13 protein-coding genes are annotated in these 14,487 nt (G+C 56.5%); 1 reads left to right on the top strand and 12 read right to left on the bottom strand.

The window, feature by feature from the left end; translation table 11 throughout:
• Positions 1-156: 156 nt before the first annotated feature.
• The gene (locus tag ACXJGX_RS04640; protein ID WP_474779085.1) at positions 157-2,100 is read left to right on the top strand and encodes a hypothetical protein; all 1,944 of its coding nucleotides are present in this window, start codon (positions 157-159) and stop codon (positions 2,098-2,100) included.
• Between the two features lie 9 nt (positions 2,101-2,109).
• Here ACXJGX_RS04640 and ACXJGX_RS04645 read toward each other — a convergent pair whose 3' ends face one another.
• From ACXJGX_RS04645 to ACXJGX_RS04700, 12 genes are all read right to left on the bottom strand, one after another.
• Positions 2,110-2,886, bottom strand: coding sequence for an SseB family protein (locus ACXJGX_RS04645; protein WP_474779087.1), 777 nt, complete (start codon positions 2,884-2,886; stop codon positions 2,110-2,112).
• Between the two features lie 237 nt (positions 2,887-3,123).
• Positions 3,124-3,996, bottom strand: coding sequence for a 3-hydroxyisobutyrate dehydrogenase (mmsB, locus tag ACXJGX_RS04650; protein ID WP_474779089.1), 873 nt, complete (start codon positions 3,994-3,996; stop codon positions 3,124-3,126).
• Positions 3,996-5,030, bottom strand: a complete 1,035-nt coding sequence (locus tag ACXJGX_RS04655) for an enoyl-CoA hydratase/isomerase family protein (protein ID WP_474779090.1) — start codon at positions 5,028-5,030, stop codon at positions 3,996-3,998. Before ACXJGX_RS04655 ends, mmsB begins: the two co-directional genes overlap by 1 nt.
• On the bottom strand, positions 5,027-6,166 hold the full coding sequence (locus ACXJGX_RS04660) for an acyl-CoA dehydrogenase family protein (RefSeq protein ID WP_474779092.1): 1,140 nt from the start codon (positions 6,164-6,166) through the stop codon (positions 5,027-5,029). The genes ACXJGX_RS04655 and ACXJGX_RS04660 overlap by 4 nt, the downstream gene beginning before the upstream one ends.
• Before the next feature lie 4 nt (positions 6,167-6,170).
• On the bottom strand, positions 6,171-6,932 hold the full coding sequence (locus tag ACXJGX_RS04665; protein WP_474779094.1) for an SDR family NAD(P)-dependent oxidoreductase: 762 nt from the start codon (positions 6,930-6,932) through the stop codon (positions 6,171-6,173).
• Positions 6,929-8,113 carry a thiolase family protein gene (locus ACXJGX_RS04670; RefSeq protein WP_474779096.1) on the bottom strand — a complete coding sequence of 395 codons (1,185 nt, stop codon included), beginning with the start codon at positions 8,111-8,113 and terminating at the stop codon, positions 6,929-6,931. Before ACXJGX_RS04670 ends, ACXJGX_RS04665 begins: the two co-directional genes overlap by 4 nt.
• Positions 8,114-9,250 (bottom strand): phenylacetate--CoA ligase family protein, encoded by a 1,137-nt coding sequence (locus ACXJGX_RS04675; protein ID WP_474779098.1) that lies wholly within the window; start codon positions 9,248-9,250, stop codon positions 8,114-8,116.
• Between the two features lie 14 nt (positions 9,251-9,264).
• Positions 9,265-10,092 (bottom strand): ABC transporter ATP-binding protein, encoded by an 828-nt coding sequence (locus tag ACXJGX_RS04680; RefSeq protein WP_474779100.1) that lies wholly within the window; start codon positions 10,090-10,092, stop codon positions 9,265-9,267.
• A gap of 89 nt (positions 10,093-10,181) precedes the next feature.
• On the bottom strand, positions 10,182-11,465 hold the full coding sequence (locus ACXJGX_RS04685) for an ABC transporter substrate-binding protein (RefSeq protein WP_474779102.1): 1,284 nt from the start codon (positions 11,463-11,465) through the stop codon (positions 10,182-10,184).
• 79 nt (positions 11,466-11,544) lie between these two features.
• Positions 11,545-12,621: a branched-chain amino acid ABC transporter permease gene (locus ACXJGX_RS04690; RefSeq protein WP_474779104.1), complete on the bottom strand. Its 1,077-nt coding sequence runs from the start codon at positions 12,619-12,621 to the stop codon at positions 11,545-11,547.
• A 27-nt stretch (positions 12,622-12,648) separates the two neighbouring features.
• Complete coding sequence (locus ACXJGX_RS04695; protein ID WP_474779106.1) at positions 12,649-13,644, bottom strand: branched-chain amino acid ABC transporter permease; 996 nt, start codon at positions 13,642-13,644, stop codon at positions 12,649-12,651.
• Positions 13,645-13,655: 11 nt separating this feature from the next.
• Positions 13,656-14,465, bottom strand: a complete 810-nt coding sequence (locus ACXJGX_RS04700) for an ABC transporter ATP-binding protein (RefSeq protein WP_474779202.1) — start codon at positions 14,463-14,465, stop codon at positions 13,656-13,658.
• Positions 14,466-14,487: the final 22 nt, after the last annotated feature.

The following is a 14,487-nucleotide window of genomic DNA, read 5'->3' on the forward strand; positions in this document are numbered from 1 at the left end:
CAGCGTTCGCCATTTGACAACCCCCACCGCCCCACGTGATTTACAAAGGCGGCATCCCCCTGTTGATGCGTTCAGCGGTAGTTTGGTTAAATTCATATCGTATAGCACCCCGTCGCGTCGGCTGTACGCAGTCACTATGTGCACTCCGGAGAAGAAATGCCCATCACAACCCGTCCGAACCCTGCGGTGACCATCTTTACGTGTCTGGCCGCAATGCTGCCTGCCGTTGTAACGGCACAAGACACCAACCCGATTTGCGACGGCCGCTATGCCGCCGCAACACAGATGCTGGACAGCGCCTATGGGAAATATGGCACCCTGTATTCGGGTGGTGACCACTGGCACCGCCGCGACAATGTCGGCGCGACCATCGACCTGTACCGGCTATGGCGTGGGCTGCCGGATCACAGGTTTCGCGATGCGGATAGTTTTGGATATGCCTATGACGACGACCCGCTGCCAATGAACGGGGATCCTATCCACGATGTCTTGCAACGCAGCCTTACGACGCTTGAAAGCGATAGCAGTGAAATGCCCGACCTGCGCACGCGCTATATCGCAGCAACGGCAGCGGACCTTGGGACAACGCTTGGACCATCAACGGGCTGGTGGGGTGCGGGGCAACCCGAAGATGAATTGACCGAAGGCGAATTGCGCACGCGTCGCATGGCAGCGAACGCCCCCATCATCAACTGGCTTCAGACGGTGTTGGCGGCAAGTGACGCGCCGTGGGCCTACGGCTGGGTGGGCGCCCGGCCAGAGGCGAACTCCGACACGGGGTTCGCGCGTTTGGTGCAAATGAGCGAAGAACAATTTGCGCAAACTGCAGGAGTTGAATGGAAGATATCAGCGACGATTCTGGCGCCTGACCCTCTGCCTAATACCGATCCGAACAGCCAAATTGACTGGCCAAATACAATCATCTCCTGCACGGCAAGCCCGGCGGATTACGCAGCGCACGCGATTACACGTCTGGAAAACCTGCGTCTGGGCGATAACCTGCGTGCGATTGATCAAAACTACTTCACGCCGACGCTTTTTGATATCGCGTTCCGCCGCAAAGCGATGGAAGCGATGCAAACGGGACGCCGTGCAGATCTTGACGCGCTGGCGCCGCTGGCGCCAGACAACGCCGCCCTGTCATGGCTCAATGTTGCACGCACATATACCGCAGACAGCGTTGACGACCTGATTGCGATACACGGCGGTACGCCTTTGGACCAAAAGACACTGCGGGCATTGAACGCTTTATCGACAACAAGTCTGGTCCGGTTCGCCCACGCACTGCAACGCGACCCTGAATCGCGCGCCCAAATCCACCTTGTGGCATTCAGCAGGCTTGTGGCGCTGCAACGCTGGGAGGATGCAGAGCGGCTGACCGTCGATCTAGAGGCCATGTTCCCAGATCAAGCCGACACCATCAAAGATATCGCCGCACAAAACCTGCCACTTGAGGTGAAACTGGCGCTCACCGCGCTTGCTTTGCCGGATGCATCCACATGGCTGACATCAGTGTCGGATAACACATCATTCGATCCGGATGCGGCACTTAATTTGCGGGTCCGGTCGAAATATGGCGTCGACCTGCCATCCGAAATGCGTGACATCAGTTTTCTGCAACGCGATCTGGGCGTCTGGTTACTGCAGCCTGAATTATGGGGCGCGTATTCAGGGATGCACGGCTATACGATCGATAGCTTAGATCGCGCATATTCACGCGGCGTACGCCTGAATTCCACCCCGGTGCAGGCGCACCCCTCTTTCGACGCGGCAGATACGTCGGCTTTGCCGTTCAGTCGGCTGATTGCGGGGGATGAAATCAGCAAATTGGGCGCAAACACCGGCCTTGCGCGTCAAATCAGTGTGGTGTTGGTCAACTGGGTCGCACAAAGCCCGCAAGCATCAGGTGATTTAGCGACGCTGCAAGCGAACGCCCTGCGCGCTGTCGTCAATTTGGGAAAAAGGAACAATATCGGCAATGATCGTGACCAGCCGATTGCAGAACGCGCGTTTCTTCTGCTGCACAGCAAATTTGCACAGACAGAAGCGGCTGAAATGACACCGTATTGGTATGCATGCTCTGCCCGCTGTGAAAGTTAGCGGCGCAGGTCATCGCAGCTTGGGCGGTTTGGTCGGGTCCATCCCGGGTGCGCCGGGCGTCTGTGGTTGCTCTGGTTCCGGTAAATCGAACCGCAACCCAACCTTTGCCAAATATCCGGCAAGCGGGTCAGAGGCACGCACGAACATCACGTCGATCATACCGGCATCAATCCCAGAGAACGTCAGTGCCTCGCTTGCTGCGGTTGCCAGCGCCTTTTCTGCCCCCGGAACGGCATCAACAAATGCCAAAACATGGCCACGCATCCCGTCTTCGTATGTCGCAGCAGCCAAATAGGCGAACCGGGCCATCCCAGCAGCAATGGCCAGTTTGCGATCCAGCCCCGTAACGACCACCTCGGGCAAACCGACCGGCGCGCTAACCTCTGACAAACGAGCCTCTGTTTCGTCGGGCGTATGCGCCAAAGTCTGAACCAACCAATCCACGGCCTCGGCGGGAATCAACATTGCTGATGGTGCCACCTCAAGGTTCAGGGCCAGTCCTATGCCCTGCCCGGCCAACATCTGCACCAACCCACGTCCGGGCACCCCCGCATAGGGCGCGATCCGACCTACAAATTGTGAAAGCCGTTCTTCACGATCAAAGATGAGACAAAATTTTTGATCCTCGATCTCAAAAAGTTCGGGGGTAATCTGATCGCCCTCGGCCTCGGCACCCAACAGCATGAACAGTTCGGTATCGGCAAGCCTTTCGTAGAAACGCAAGCGTGCGGAATCATCGTCAGGTGCAGCATCCATCGCGGCATGGGCGGTATCAAGATCAGTCATTGCAATTCTTCTTTTACACCGGACTGCTGGCAAAGCAGCAAATTGGTTTCGAACCTAGTCATTTTCTTGATATACTCGGTATTGTGCCGCGGCGCATGAGGCAAGCAGAAGAAACGCAAAGCGTGTTCGCAACATATGGACATGTCCACGCTATTTACCGCCTTTTGCGATAGAGAATAGTTTTTATGCAGCGATGGTTGCGCGTTCAGGTCCGGCGCGGGTGTTGATGTGTTGGTTTTACTCTCGGGATCTGGATACGAAACGCGACAACATGGCGGAAAAATCTTTGCCGCGCCCGTCCTCGGCTTCAACAAATTGCGCATATATATCTTGGGCCAGCCGTCCCATCGGGGTGTCGGCATCGACGCTTTGCGCCGCCTGTTGGGATAACCGCAAATCCTTAAGCATCAACTCCGCGGCGAAACCGGGCCTGTAATCATTGTCAGCCGGGCTTGGTACACCGACGCCAGGCGCAGGTGTATAAGAATTCATCGTCCAGCTAGAGCCAGACGATGTTGACGCGACATCGTATAGTTTCTGACGGTCCAGCCCAATTTTATCGGCCAAGGCAAAGGCCTCGCATGTGGCGATCATGGTCGCCCCAAGGATCATGTTATTGCAAATTTTGGCCGCCTGCCCTGCACCCGCATCACCACAATGCACCGTTTTTTGCCCCATGATATCCAGCAAATCGGTCATCGCAGCAAAGTCCTTGGCGGACCCACCAACCATAAACGTCAATGTCCCCGCCTGCGCGCCGCCGATACCGCCGGACACGGGGGCATCAAGGCTTCCCACCCCTTGCGAGGCGCAAAGCGCAGCGACGTTGCGGGCGCTTTCGACATCCACGGTCGAACAATCGCAAAGCACGGCACCCTTGGCCATCGCGGGGACAATTTCATCCGCGACGCTGCGCAATATCGCGCCGTTGGGCAACATTGTGATAACGACTTCGGCGTCCTGTGCGACATCAAGCAAGGAATTGACCGATGTCACGCCTGCAATTGTGACGCCAGCCACATCAAACCCGGCAACCTCGTGGCCGGCCTTTGCCAAATTGGCCGCCATCGGGCCGCCCATATTGCCAAGGCCCACAAATCCAATTTTCATTACATCGTCTCCAAATTCAAAGCTTCGCTGCCAAGGTCTGATAACATGGCGTCGACCTCGGATGGTGTGACATCTGAGATCGTAGAATGCGTCCAGTTTGGCGCATTGTCCTTATCAATAATGGCGGCGCGTATGCCTTCGGGAAAGTCGCCCTGTGCAACGGCGCGCGCAGTGAACCGAAATTCAAGGGCCAAGGCATTTCGCAGGCTATGCGTCCCGCGCAATGTTTTAAGAACCGCCAGACAACAAGACTGTGCAAGTGGTGCGCCACGCAGCAGCGCCTTGCGGGCACGCAATGCAAAATCTGTCTCAGACCCCTGCAAATTCGCAGCAATCGCCCGCAACGTGTCGGCCCAAAAAAAGCGGTCTATGATTGCCAGATCATCACCCATCGCACTGGTTGGTGCAGGGCCGGCAAAATGCGCAATCTGGTCCGTATCGCCGGTTTCAATCAGGGCCGATTTCAGATGGTCCCACTGATCATAGGCGACAAACGTATCAGCGAACCCTGCGAATATCGCATCACCCGGTCCCATCCGCGCGCCCGTCAGCCCAAGGTAACGCCCCAGATACCCCGGCGCGTTCGCCAATAACAACGACCCACCAACATCCGGCAAAAGCCCGATTCCGCATTCGGGCATCGCAACTTGCGTCGTTTCACAGACAAGACGGTGCGACGTGTGGCAGCCAAGCCCGACACCCCCACCCATCACAAACCCTTGCAGGAAACTGACAATAGGCACGGGGTATTCGGCAAGTTTTGCGTTCAACCGATATTCGTCCTGCCAAAATTTGCGGCCATAACCGATATCACCACGCTGGGCGCTTTCATAAAGGCTGGCGATGTCACCGCCGGCACAAAACGCCTTGTCGCCTGCGGCCTCGATGATGACGAGGCTGACCGTGCCGCGCCAATCGTCCAGCGCGGTTTCAATCGCCAAACACATCGCGTGGGTTAATGCATTCAGCACATCGGGGCGGTTCAGCGTAATCCGCCCGACATGGCCTTCAATCCGGCACGTAACATCGTTCATTTCGCCAATAGTCCCCGGCTGACGATCAATCGCATCACCTCGTTTGTGCCTTCGAGAATTTCATGGACCCGCAGGTCGCGGACCAATTTTTCGATCCCGTAATCGGCAAGATAGCCGTAGCCACCATGAAGTTGTAAGCAATCATTCACGATTTTTGATCCGGCTTCTGTGACGAATTTTTTGGCCATCGCGCAGTAATGCGTGGCATCCGCTGCGCCTGTGTCCAATTTCCATGCCGCCTGTCGCAAAAGCACCCGCGCGGCCTGCAATTCAATTTCCATATCAGCAAGACGGAATTGCAGCGCCTGGAATTGGTCGATGGTTTTCCCAAACGCTTTGCGTTCGCCCATATAGGCAATTGTTTTATTCAGTGCGGTTTGCGCAGCCCCCAGCGAGCAGGCCGAAATATTCAAGCGGCCCCCATCAAGACCGGCCATCGCATAGGAAAACCCTTTGCCCTCGTCCCCGACAAGATTGCCAGCCGGGATTTCGCAATTGTCCATTTGAACCTGACGGGTCGGCTGCGACCGCCAGCCCATCTTGTCCTCTAGCGCACCAAAGGTCAGACCAGCGGTGCCGTCTTCGACGATGACTGCGCTGATGCCTTTGGGTCCGTCTGTTCCGGTACGACACATCACGACATAGGCATCAGCATAACCACCTGCGGAAATAAACGCTTTTGTTCCGGTCAGCGCATACCCGGTGTCGGTGCGCACAGCCTTTGTTTTCAGCGCGGCAGCGTCCGATCCAGACCCCGGTTCGGTCAGGCAATAGGCAAGGAACGTGTCCATCGTCACGACGTCCGGCAACATACGGGCCTTTAGCCCGTCCGATCCAAATTTATCAAGCATCGCGGCGCACATGTTGTGGATCGACAGCAACGCCGACACAGAGGGGCAAGCCATACTTAGCGCTTCGAAAATCAGGGTGCCATCCAGACGGGACAGACCCGCGCCGCCCGCGTCCTCGGCAACAAACAGCCCGCCAAACCCGAGTTCAGCCAGCTGCGGCCACAGGTCTTTTGGGATCTCGCCTGCCTTTTCCCAGGCCTGCGCATTGGGCGCGATCTGGCTTTCGCCAAACGCCTTGGCCATATCAAAGATCGCTCCTTGTTCGTTCGTCAGTGCAAAATCCATCTCATCACCTCGGCGCTAAGCGAGCGGCACCGTCAAGGCGGATCACGCTCCCGTTCAGGAAATCGTTGTCGATAATATGCATCGCAAGTGCGGCAAATTCGTCGGGATCACCAAGGCGTGCGGGGTTCGGGATACCCTGCGCCAACGCCTCTTGGATCGCTGGGGGCATCGACGTAACCATCGGCGTGCCGAAAATACCGGGGGCAATGGCCATCACCCGAATTTTGTCACGTGCCAAATCGCGGGCCATGGGCAGCGTTAGACCAACAATTCCGGCCTTTGACGCGGCATAGGCCACCTGCCCGATCTGCCCTTCAAACGCGGCAATCGACGCGGTGTTGATGATCACACCCGTGCAATCGGCATCAATCCCGGCAGCGACCATCCCTGCCGCCGATTGGGACGCCACATTGAATGACCCGACAAGGTTCACGTTGATCACTGCTTGGAAAAGGCCCAGATCATGCACGCCGTCACGGCCAACCGTATTCGCGGCAGGCGCAATGCCGGCGCAATTTATACAAATACGTTCTTGGCCATGGGCGGTGCGCGCACGGTTCAGCGCATCCGAGACGCTGTTTGCATCGGTCACATCTGCTTGGGCGAATAGTGCGCCCAATTCGGCGGCACGGGCAGTCCCTTTTTCAGTGTCACGATCAATCAACGTGACCCTTGCCCCAGCGTGGCAAAGCGCAGCGGCAACCGCGCGACCCAGCCCGGACGCAGCGCCGGTAACCACCGCCGCAATATCGTTTTGAATTTTCATTTAGCAGGTCTTTCTACTGCGATAGCTGTTGCTTCGCCGCCGCCCAAACATACCGCTGCAATCCCGCGTTTTAAGCCACGTTTCTCTAAGGCATTTAACAGTGTCACGATAATCCGACTGCCGGACGCGCCAATAGGGTGGCCCAATGCACAGGCACCCCCGTTAACGTTTACAATGTCACGCGACACACCCATATCACGTATGAATGCCATTGCGACGACGGCAAAGGCTTCGTTCACTTCCCAAAGATCTACATCGCCAACGGACCAACCCAGTTGATCCATCAGCTTTTGCGCGGCATGGACAGGTGCGGTTGTGAACCAGTCGGGTTCATGGGCGAATGTTGCGTGGCCTTTCACCACGGCGCGCACAGGCAGGCCCAGCGCATTGGCCCGCGTTTGCGATGCCAAAACCAATGCCGCCGCGCCGTCCGAAATCGACGACGCGTTTGCCGCAGTGACCGATCCGTTCGGTTTGAACGCTGGCTTCAGCAGGGGTATTTTTTCAGGGCGTGCGTTGCCCGGCTGTTCGTCTGCATTGATGCAGACATCACCAGCGCGCGTTTTCAGTGTGACCGCGGCAATCTCGTTTGCGAAATGCCCGCCATTTTGTGCCGCAACCGCATTTGCCAGTGACGAAAGCGCGTATTCATCCTGATCCGCGCGGCTGAATTGGTAACGCTCTGCACAGTGTTCGGCGAATGCGCCCATAAGCGTGCCTTTGTCATAGGCGTCTTCCAGCCCGTCTAAAAACATATGATCTTGGAGCGATGCATGCCCAAGCCGGGCACCGTTTCGGGTATTTTGTGACAGATAGGGCGCGCGCGACATGCTTTCCATGCCGCCAGCGACGGCCATATTCAGCGATCCACAGCGGATTTGATCGTAGGCGATCATCGCCGTTTTCATGCCGGACCCGCAGACTTTGTTCACCGTTGTGCAAGGCACATTGATCGACAGGCCAGCGCCCAATGCTGCTTGGCGTGCGGGCGCCTGACCTAAACCAGCGGTCAAAACGCACCCCATCAACACTTCGTCAATGTGATGACGGTCTATGCCTGCCGCGTCGATTGCGGCGGCAATGGCATGGGCACCCAATTCTGGTGCTGTCATGCTGCAAAGCCCGCCCTGAAATGCCCCGATCGGCGTGCGGGCCGCACCTAAAATGACAACATCATCCATCTAATTCTCCACAGGTCTTTGGTCGTCAACCAGCACACCATCGCGCGGAAGAACACCTCTGGCTACCGCCACAATTTGCGTGCGTAGCTTAAGAATCTCGGCCGCCGACGTCGCAATTGCGTCGGTGCCAGCCTCGGCTGCTTCAACCTTCAACGTCACCACATCTTTGACCCCGTCAAAGTTGATTTCGACACGCGCACGGGAAATTTCCGGGTGGCGGGTCATCAGGCTGGCCACTTGTTCCGGGCGGATGAACATGCCCTTGACCTTGGCCGCCTGATCGGCCCGCCCGCGCCACCCGACAATGCGCTTGGGCTGCGACGTGTCGGGCATAATGGCGCTTAGGTCACCGACAGAAAAACGCAGTAGCGGATAATCGGGGTTCAAAACGGTCACGACGACCTCTCCGATTTCGCCGGGCGCGACAGGTGTTCCTGTGCCGGGTGTCACAATTTCCACGATGACATCATCGTCGATCACCATACCATCGATGCGATCGGTGGTTTCATAGGCGATCAGACCCACGTCAGCGGTGCCGTAACATTGACGACACAGAATACCCCTGTCCTCGTATGTTTGCCGCAGCAGCGGAAACAACGGGCCTGCCGTGACAGCGGCGCGTTTGATCCGGCTTAGATCCAAGCCAAGTTCGTCACCTTTTGCCAAAATCGCCTGTAAATAATCAGGGGTGCCAACATAGGCAGTCGTGCCAATTGTGGCTGCGACTTCTGCCTGCTGACGGGTATTGCCCGGACCGGCAGGAAATACAGTGACGCCGATCGCGCGCGCCGCGCTTTCGAACATCGCACCGGCTGGGGTGAAATGATACGCGAACGTGTTTTGCGCAATGTCACCGGGAACAAAGCCGATCGCCGTTAAAAAGCGACCAAAGCGCCACCAATCGGGGCTTGCGCCACCGGGTTCATAGATCGGGCCGGGAGATTGAAAGATCGCTGCGACATTTTTCGCCCGGATCGCGCCAAAGGGCGGGTTGTCGGCTTGGGATTGCAGCAAGGCCCCCTTGCGCATGACGGGCAAACTGGCCAGCTCGGCAAGGCTGTCCAACCTGACATCATCGGGGAGCAAGGCATTCAGGGCGGTGAGCTGCTGTGCTTCGAGTTGGTCATAAGATTTCATTGCAGCGTCCCCCATTACGCCAACCACCGTTTGCGACGGCGATAGCTGCGGACGTCACGGAAAGATTTGCGGCCTTCGTCCGACATCCCAAGATAAAATTCTTTGACGTCGGGGTTTTCGCGCAACTCTGCGGCGGGGCCTTCCATCACGACGCGTCCGCTTTCCAGAATATAGCCATGATGGGCATAGCGCAGCGCAACATTCGTGTTCTGTTCGGCCAACAGAAACGACACGCCTTCGTTTTCGTTCAGGTTCTTCACGATGGTAAAGATTTCTTCGACCAGCTGCGGGGCGATCCCCATGGATGGCTCATCCAACAAAATCATTTCCGGGCGCGACATCAACGCGCGACCAATCGCGCACATTTGCTGTTCCCCGCCAGATGTATAGCCTGCTTGGCTTTTGCGGCGTTCGCGCAGGCGTGGGAAATAGCGATAGACCATATCAAGGTCGGCTTTGATATTTGCGGCCCCATCGTCGCGGGTATACGCCCCTGTCATCAGATTTTCTTCGACGGACAGGTGTTCAAAGCAGTGGCGCCCTTCCATGACCTGAACGACCCCGCGCTTTACCAACGCCTCGGGTGATAGGTTTTGAATGGGTTTGCCGTGGTAGATGATCTTGCCCTTGGTGACTTCGCCGCGCTCTGAATGCAGCAGATTGGAAATCGCCTTAAGGGTTGTTGTCTTGCCCGCGCCGTTCCCGCCAAGCAACGCGGTAATGCCACCCCGTGGGACAGATAACGACACACCCTTCAGCACCAAAATTACGTGATTATAGATCACTTCAATATTGTTGACCTCTAGCAACGTATCCGTCGGGGTCGCGGCTGACTTCGTCATTTGTATGCTCCGTTTGTGCGTGCGGGCCATGGGAAATGGGTACGGGGGATAATGAACGGCCCCATGACGGGGGCCGTTCGATTGTTAGGTTAGAGGCAACCGGGTGTGATGTTGTTCTCTGCGGCAAAGGCGGCCGCGTCTTCGGTCACCAACGGGCCCGTCACGCTGTCATCAGGTGCGATATAATCGGTCAGCGCAGCCCATGTGCCGGATGCAGCGTCCCATTCCTGAACGATACCAAAACCTGTGCCGCCGTGGTCCTGACAAGACACCGAAAACGCCGGGCCGATCCGGGCCATACCCAGTTCTTCCATTCGGGCATCTGTGATTTCCAATGCCTCCATGCCGTCGCGCACCATTGCTGGTGTGACTTGCGCGACACCGTGGATTTCCTGCGCTTTTGCAATCGCCTCGGCGGCCAACATCGCAGCATACATGCCACGTGTATAAAGAACCTTACCGATGTTAGAGCCGTCGCCCGCCGCGTTACCCGCGTCGTGCACCAGTGTTTTAATCTCCGCGAACACGGGCAGATCATCAACCCGGTTCATGTTCAGCGACTTGTAACCGTTGGCCGCAGCCCCGGCGGGTGTCACGTCATGTTCAGCACCGGCCCACCAGTTGCCAATGAAGTTTTCCATCGGAAAGCCAATGTTGGCGGCTTCCTGGATTGCGACTTGGTTCATGACGCCCCACCCCCACATCAGGACGTAATCAGGACGTTCACGACGGATTTGCAGCCACTGCGATTTTTGTTCCTGACCGGGGTGGTCAACCGCGATTTGCGTCAGGTTGAAACCATGCATTTCGGACAGGGTTTCCAGCGTGCGGATGGGTTCCTTGCCGTATGCAGAGTTGTGGTAAACGAGCGCAAGCGTTTTACCGTCCAGTGACCCACCGTTTTCATCCAGCAGATAGTTCACCATCACCGATGCTGCATCCCAGTAGTTCGCAGGATAATTGAACACCCAGTTGAATACTTCGCCATCCGCCGCAGATGTACGGCCATAGCCCATGGTGTGCAGCGGGATCTGATCAGCGGTTGCTTTCGGAATAAGCTGGTAGGCGATGCCGGTAGACAGGGGTTGATAGATCAACGCGCCTTCGCCTTTGGTGGATTCATAACATTCGACACCGCGTTCGGTGCTATAGCCTGTTTCGCATTCGAGGATACGAACCGGCTCCCCTCCGATCCCTCCGTCACGCGCGTTCAACAGGTTAAAATAATCTTGATACCCGTCAGAGAATGGCGTGCCACCCGCGGCATATGGGCCCGTGCGATAGCTGAGGTCCGGAATTACAAGTTCGGCCATAACAGGTGCCGCCATCATCGCGGCTGCAACCGTCAGCGCGGCCAGTTTCTTAATCTTCATTGGGTTCTCCTCCCTTGGTTTACCAATAAGTCTTGCGAGTACCGTCATTGCGGTTTGGTGGGTTGATCCCGCCAATCGGTTAATGTGGAAACGGCCACAGGCGCAGTTTCTCTTTGGCAACCCGCCAAAGCTGCGCGAGGCCATGTGGTTCTTTGACCAGGAAAAACATGATCAGCGCGCCGATAATCACCAATTGCAAGTGGCTGGTCAGATCAGTCGGCCACCCCATCAGGTCGCTGCCAACAAATTTCAGTGCCACCGGCAGGACGACAAGGAACGCAGCCCCCGCAAAGCTCCCGAAAATCGACCCGAGCCCGCCAATAATCACCATGAACAAGACAAGGAATGATTTTTGGATGCCAAAGGCTTCGCCGACTTCAACCGCGCCTAAGTACACAGAAAAGAACAGCGCGCCGGATATCCCAATAAAGAACGACGAAATCGCAAAGGCCGTTAGTTTAGTCCGCAGCGGGTTCACACCGATGATTTCGGCGGCAATATCCATGTCGCGTATCGCCATCAGCTTACGCCCCAGCGTCCCGCGTGTCAGGTTGCGCGCAACCAAGGCACACAGGGTCACAAAGACGAGACAAATCATATATTGCGCCCACGGGGCCGCATTGGGACCGGTCACCGCAAATGGCCCGACAAACCTTTCTGGGGCGCTAATTTGGCCGGAAGCGGAATAGTTGTAGAACCAGCCTACCTTATTAAACAGCCACACCAAAAAGAACTGCGCGGCAAGCGTGGCAACGGCAAGGTAAAACCCCTTGATCCGCAGCGATGGCAGGCCAAAAGCCGCGCCGACGATTGCAGTGATGCCGCCAGAAACCACGATATGAACAATGATGTTCACATCCGGAAATGCGGTCATCAGTTTGTAGCAGGCATAGGCGCCCACCGCCATAAAACCGCCGGTTCCAAGGCTGACTTGCCCGCAATACCCCGTCAGGATGTTCAGCCCAATCGCCGCGATCGCATAGATCAAGAACGGCACGAAAATCGCGTTCGCCCAATAATCGTTGATGATGAACGGGATCACCAGATAGGCGACAGCCAGCACCAGCCAATACCGATAGCGGTCAAATTTGATCGGAAAGGTTTGGTTATCCGCGGCGTAGGAGGTCTTGAAATCACCAGCTTCACGATAAAACATCAGTGCGCTCCTTCAGAGGGTATGAAATTACACGCGTTCAATAATTCTCTCCCCGAACAGGCCCTGAGGGCGAAAGACAAGAAACAGCAGCGCAAGCACGTAAGCGAACCAGTTTTCGGTGGCACCGCCAACAAGCGACCCTACCGTGTATTCAAACAGCTTTTCACCCATCCCGATGATCAGCCCCCCCACAATCGCGCCGGGAATAGACGTAAACCCACCCAGCATCAGCACGGGAAGCGCCTTAAGCGCGATCAACGAAAGCGAAAACTGCACACCTGACTTTGCACCCCACATGATCCCCGCAACCAGTGCTACGAAACCCGCCAGTGACCACACCAAAATCCAGATGAAGTTCAAAGAAATCCCGACCGAAAGCGCGGCTTGGTGATCATCAGCCACGGCACGCATCGCGCGCCCGTGTTTGGTGTATTGCGCAAACGCGATCAGGGATGCGACCAGAACAATCGCAACAAGGGTCGCAACCATATCAAGCTTGTCGATATAGAAGCCGTAAAAATCATCGCCGCCCCACCCGACAGTCAAATCCTCTAACCAGCGTGAACCGCCTTGGGGCAGTCCCAGCGCGATCGTCTTGATATCCGACCCCCACATCAAATCGCCGACACCTTCAAGGAAATAGGCAAGCCCGATCGTGGCCATGAACAAGATGATCGGCTCTTGTCCGACCAGATGACGGAACACGAACCGTTGAACGCCCCACGCAAACCCCACCATGACGCCGATGGTCAAAAGGATCGCCAACACAGCAGGCACATGCCAGCCAAAGTGGTGGATGTCCGTCCCCAAAATCGCATTGATCAGATGGGAAAAGGGTATCTGGCCCTCCATGATCCCGGCAAGGGTCAGCGCCGCAAACAGCGCCATCACGCCTTGGGCATAGTTGAAGATCCCCGAGGCTTTAAAGATGAGAACGAACCCAAGTGCGACAAGCGAATACATCACGCCCGCCATCAGACCGTTGATAAGCACCTCAACAAGATACAAAAAGTCAGTCGACATTGCGCAAATCCTTAATCATGGGCCACGCCTAGATAGGCATCAATCACTTCTTGGTTGCCGCGCACTTCGTCGGGGGTGCCGTCCCCGATCTTGCGGCCGTAATCCATCACAACCACTCGGTCGCTGAGGTCCATCACAACGCCCATGTCGTGTTCGATCAGGGCAATCGTGGTGCCAAATTCGTCGTTCACATCCAGAATAATGCGGCACATGTCCTCTTTTTCTTCGACGTTCATGCCGGCCATAGGTTCATCCAGCAGCAACAGCTTTGGATCCGCGGCAAGCGCACGCGCCAGTTCAACCCGTTTTTTCAACCCGTACGGCAGACGCCCGACAGGTGTTTTACGGATGGCCTGAATATCCAGAAAATCAATGACGCGTTCGACATGGGCGCGGTTTTCGATCTCTTCGCGCTCTGCGGCGCCTTTCCAGATCGCCTGTCTGATGATGCCCGCCTTCATGTGATTCAGACGGCCAGTCATGATGTTGTCCAAAACGGTCATGCCTTCGAAAAGGGCGATATTTTGAAAGGTACGCGCGATGCCTTGACGGGCAACCTGATAGGGTTTCATCGCCGGACGCCGCGCACCGCGGAAATAGACTTCGCCTTCTTGGGGCTTGTAGAACCCCGAAATGACGTTGAGCATCGAAGACTTCCCCGCCCCGTTCGGGCCGATGATCGCGCGGATTTCGCCTTCGCGGATGTCGAACGAAATGTTTTTGATGGCCTCGACACCACCAAATCGCAGCGTGATTGCGCGCAGGTCCATCAGGACGCCGCCGATCGTGCGGCCGTCTTTGGTCACATAAGAGTCTGCCATGGCGTTCATGCGACCTCCGAAC

This window comes from Yoonia sp. SWMV100 (genome assembly GCF_056108365.1).

Bases quoted from the DNA above. Each gene is read 5' to 3' on its own strand.
- ACXJGX_RS04640 (WP_474779085.1), top strand. From the start codon at position 157: ATGCCCATCACAACCCGTCCGAACCCTGCGGTGACCATCTTTACGTGT.
- ACXJGX_RS04645 (WP_474779087.1), bottom strand. From the start codon at position 2,886: ATGACTGATCTTGATACCGCCCATGCCGCGATGGATGCTGCACCTGAC.
- mmsB (WP_474779089.1), bottom strand. From the start codon at position 3,996: ATGAAAATTGGATTTGTGGGCCTTGGCAATATGGGCGGCCCGATGGCG.
- ACXJGX_RS04655 (WP_474779090.1), bottom strand. From the start codon at position 5,030: ATGAACGATGTTACGTGCCGGATTGAAGGCCATGTCGGGCGGATTACG.
- ACXJGX_RS04660 (WP_474779092.1), bottom strand. From the start codon at position 6,166: ATGGATTTTGCACTGACGAACGAACAAGGAGCGATCTTTGATATGGCC.
- ACXJGX_RS04665 (WP_474779094.1), bottom strand. From the start codon at position 6,932: ATGAAAATTCAAAACGATATTGCGGCGGTGGTTACCGGCGCTGCGTCC.
- ACXJGX_RS04670 (WP_474779096.1), bottom strand. From the start codon at position 8,113: ATGGATGATGTTGTCATTTTAGGTGCGGCCCGCACGCCGATCGGGGCA.
- ACXJGX_RS04675 (WP_474779098.1), bottom strand. From the start codon at position 9,250: ATGAAATCTTATGACCAACTCGAAGCACAGCAGCTCACCGCCCTGAAT.
- ACXJGX_RS04680 (WP_474779100.1), bottom strand. From the start codon at position 10,092: ATGACGAAGTCAGCCGCGACCCCGACGGATACGTTGCTAGAGGTCAAC.
- ACXJGX_RS04685 (WP_474779102.1), bottom strand. From the start codon at position 11,465: ATGAAGATTAAGAAACTGGCCGCGCTGACGGTTGCAGCCGCGATGATG.
- ACXJGX_RS04690 (WP_474779104.1), bottom strand. From the start codon at position 12,621: ATGTTTTATCGTGAAGCTGGTGATTTCAAGACCTCCTACGCCGCGGAT.
- ACXJGX_RS04695 (WP_474779106.1), bottom strand. From the start codon at position 13,644: ATGTCGACTGACTTTTTGTATCTTGTTGAGGTGCTTATCAACGGTCTG.
- ACXJGX_RS04700 (WP_474779202.1), bottom strand. From the start codon at position 14,465: ATGGCAGACTCTTATGTGACCAAAGACGGCCGCACGATCGGCGGCGTC.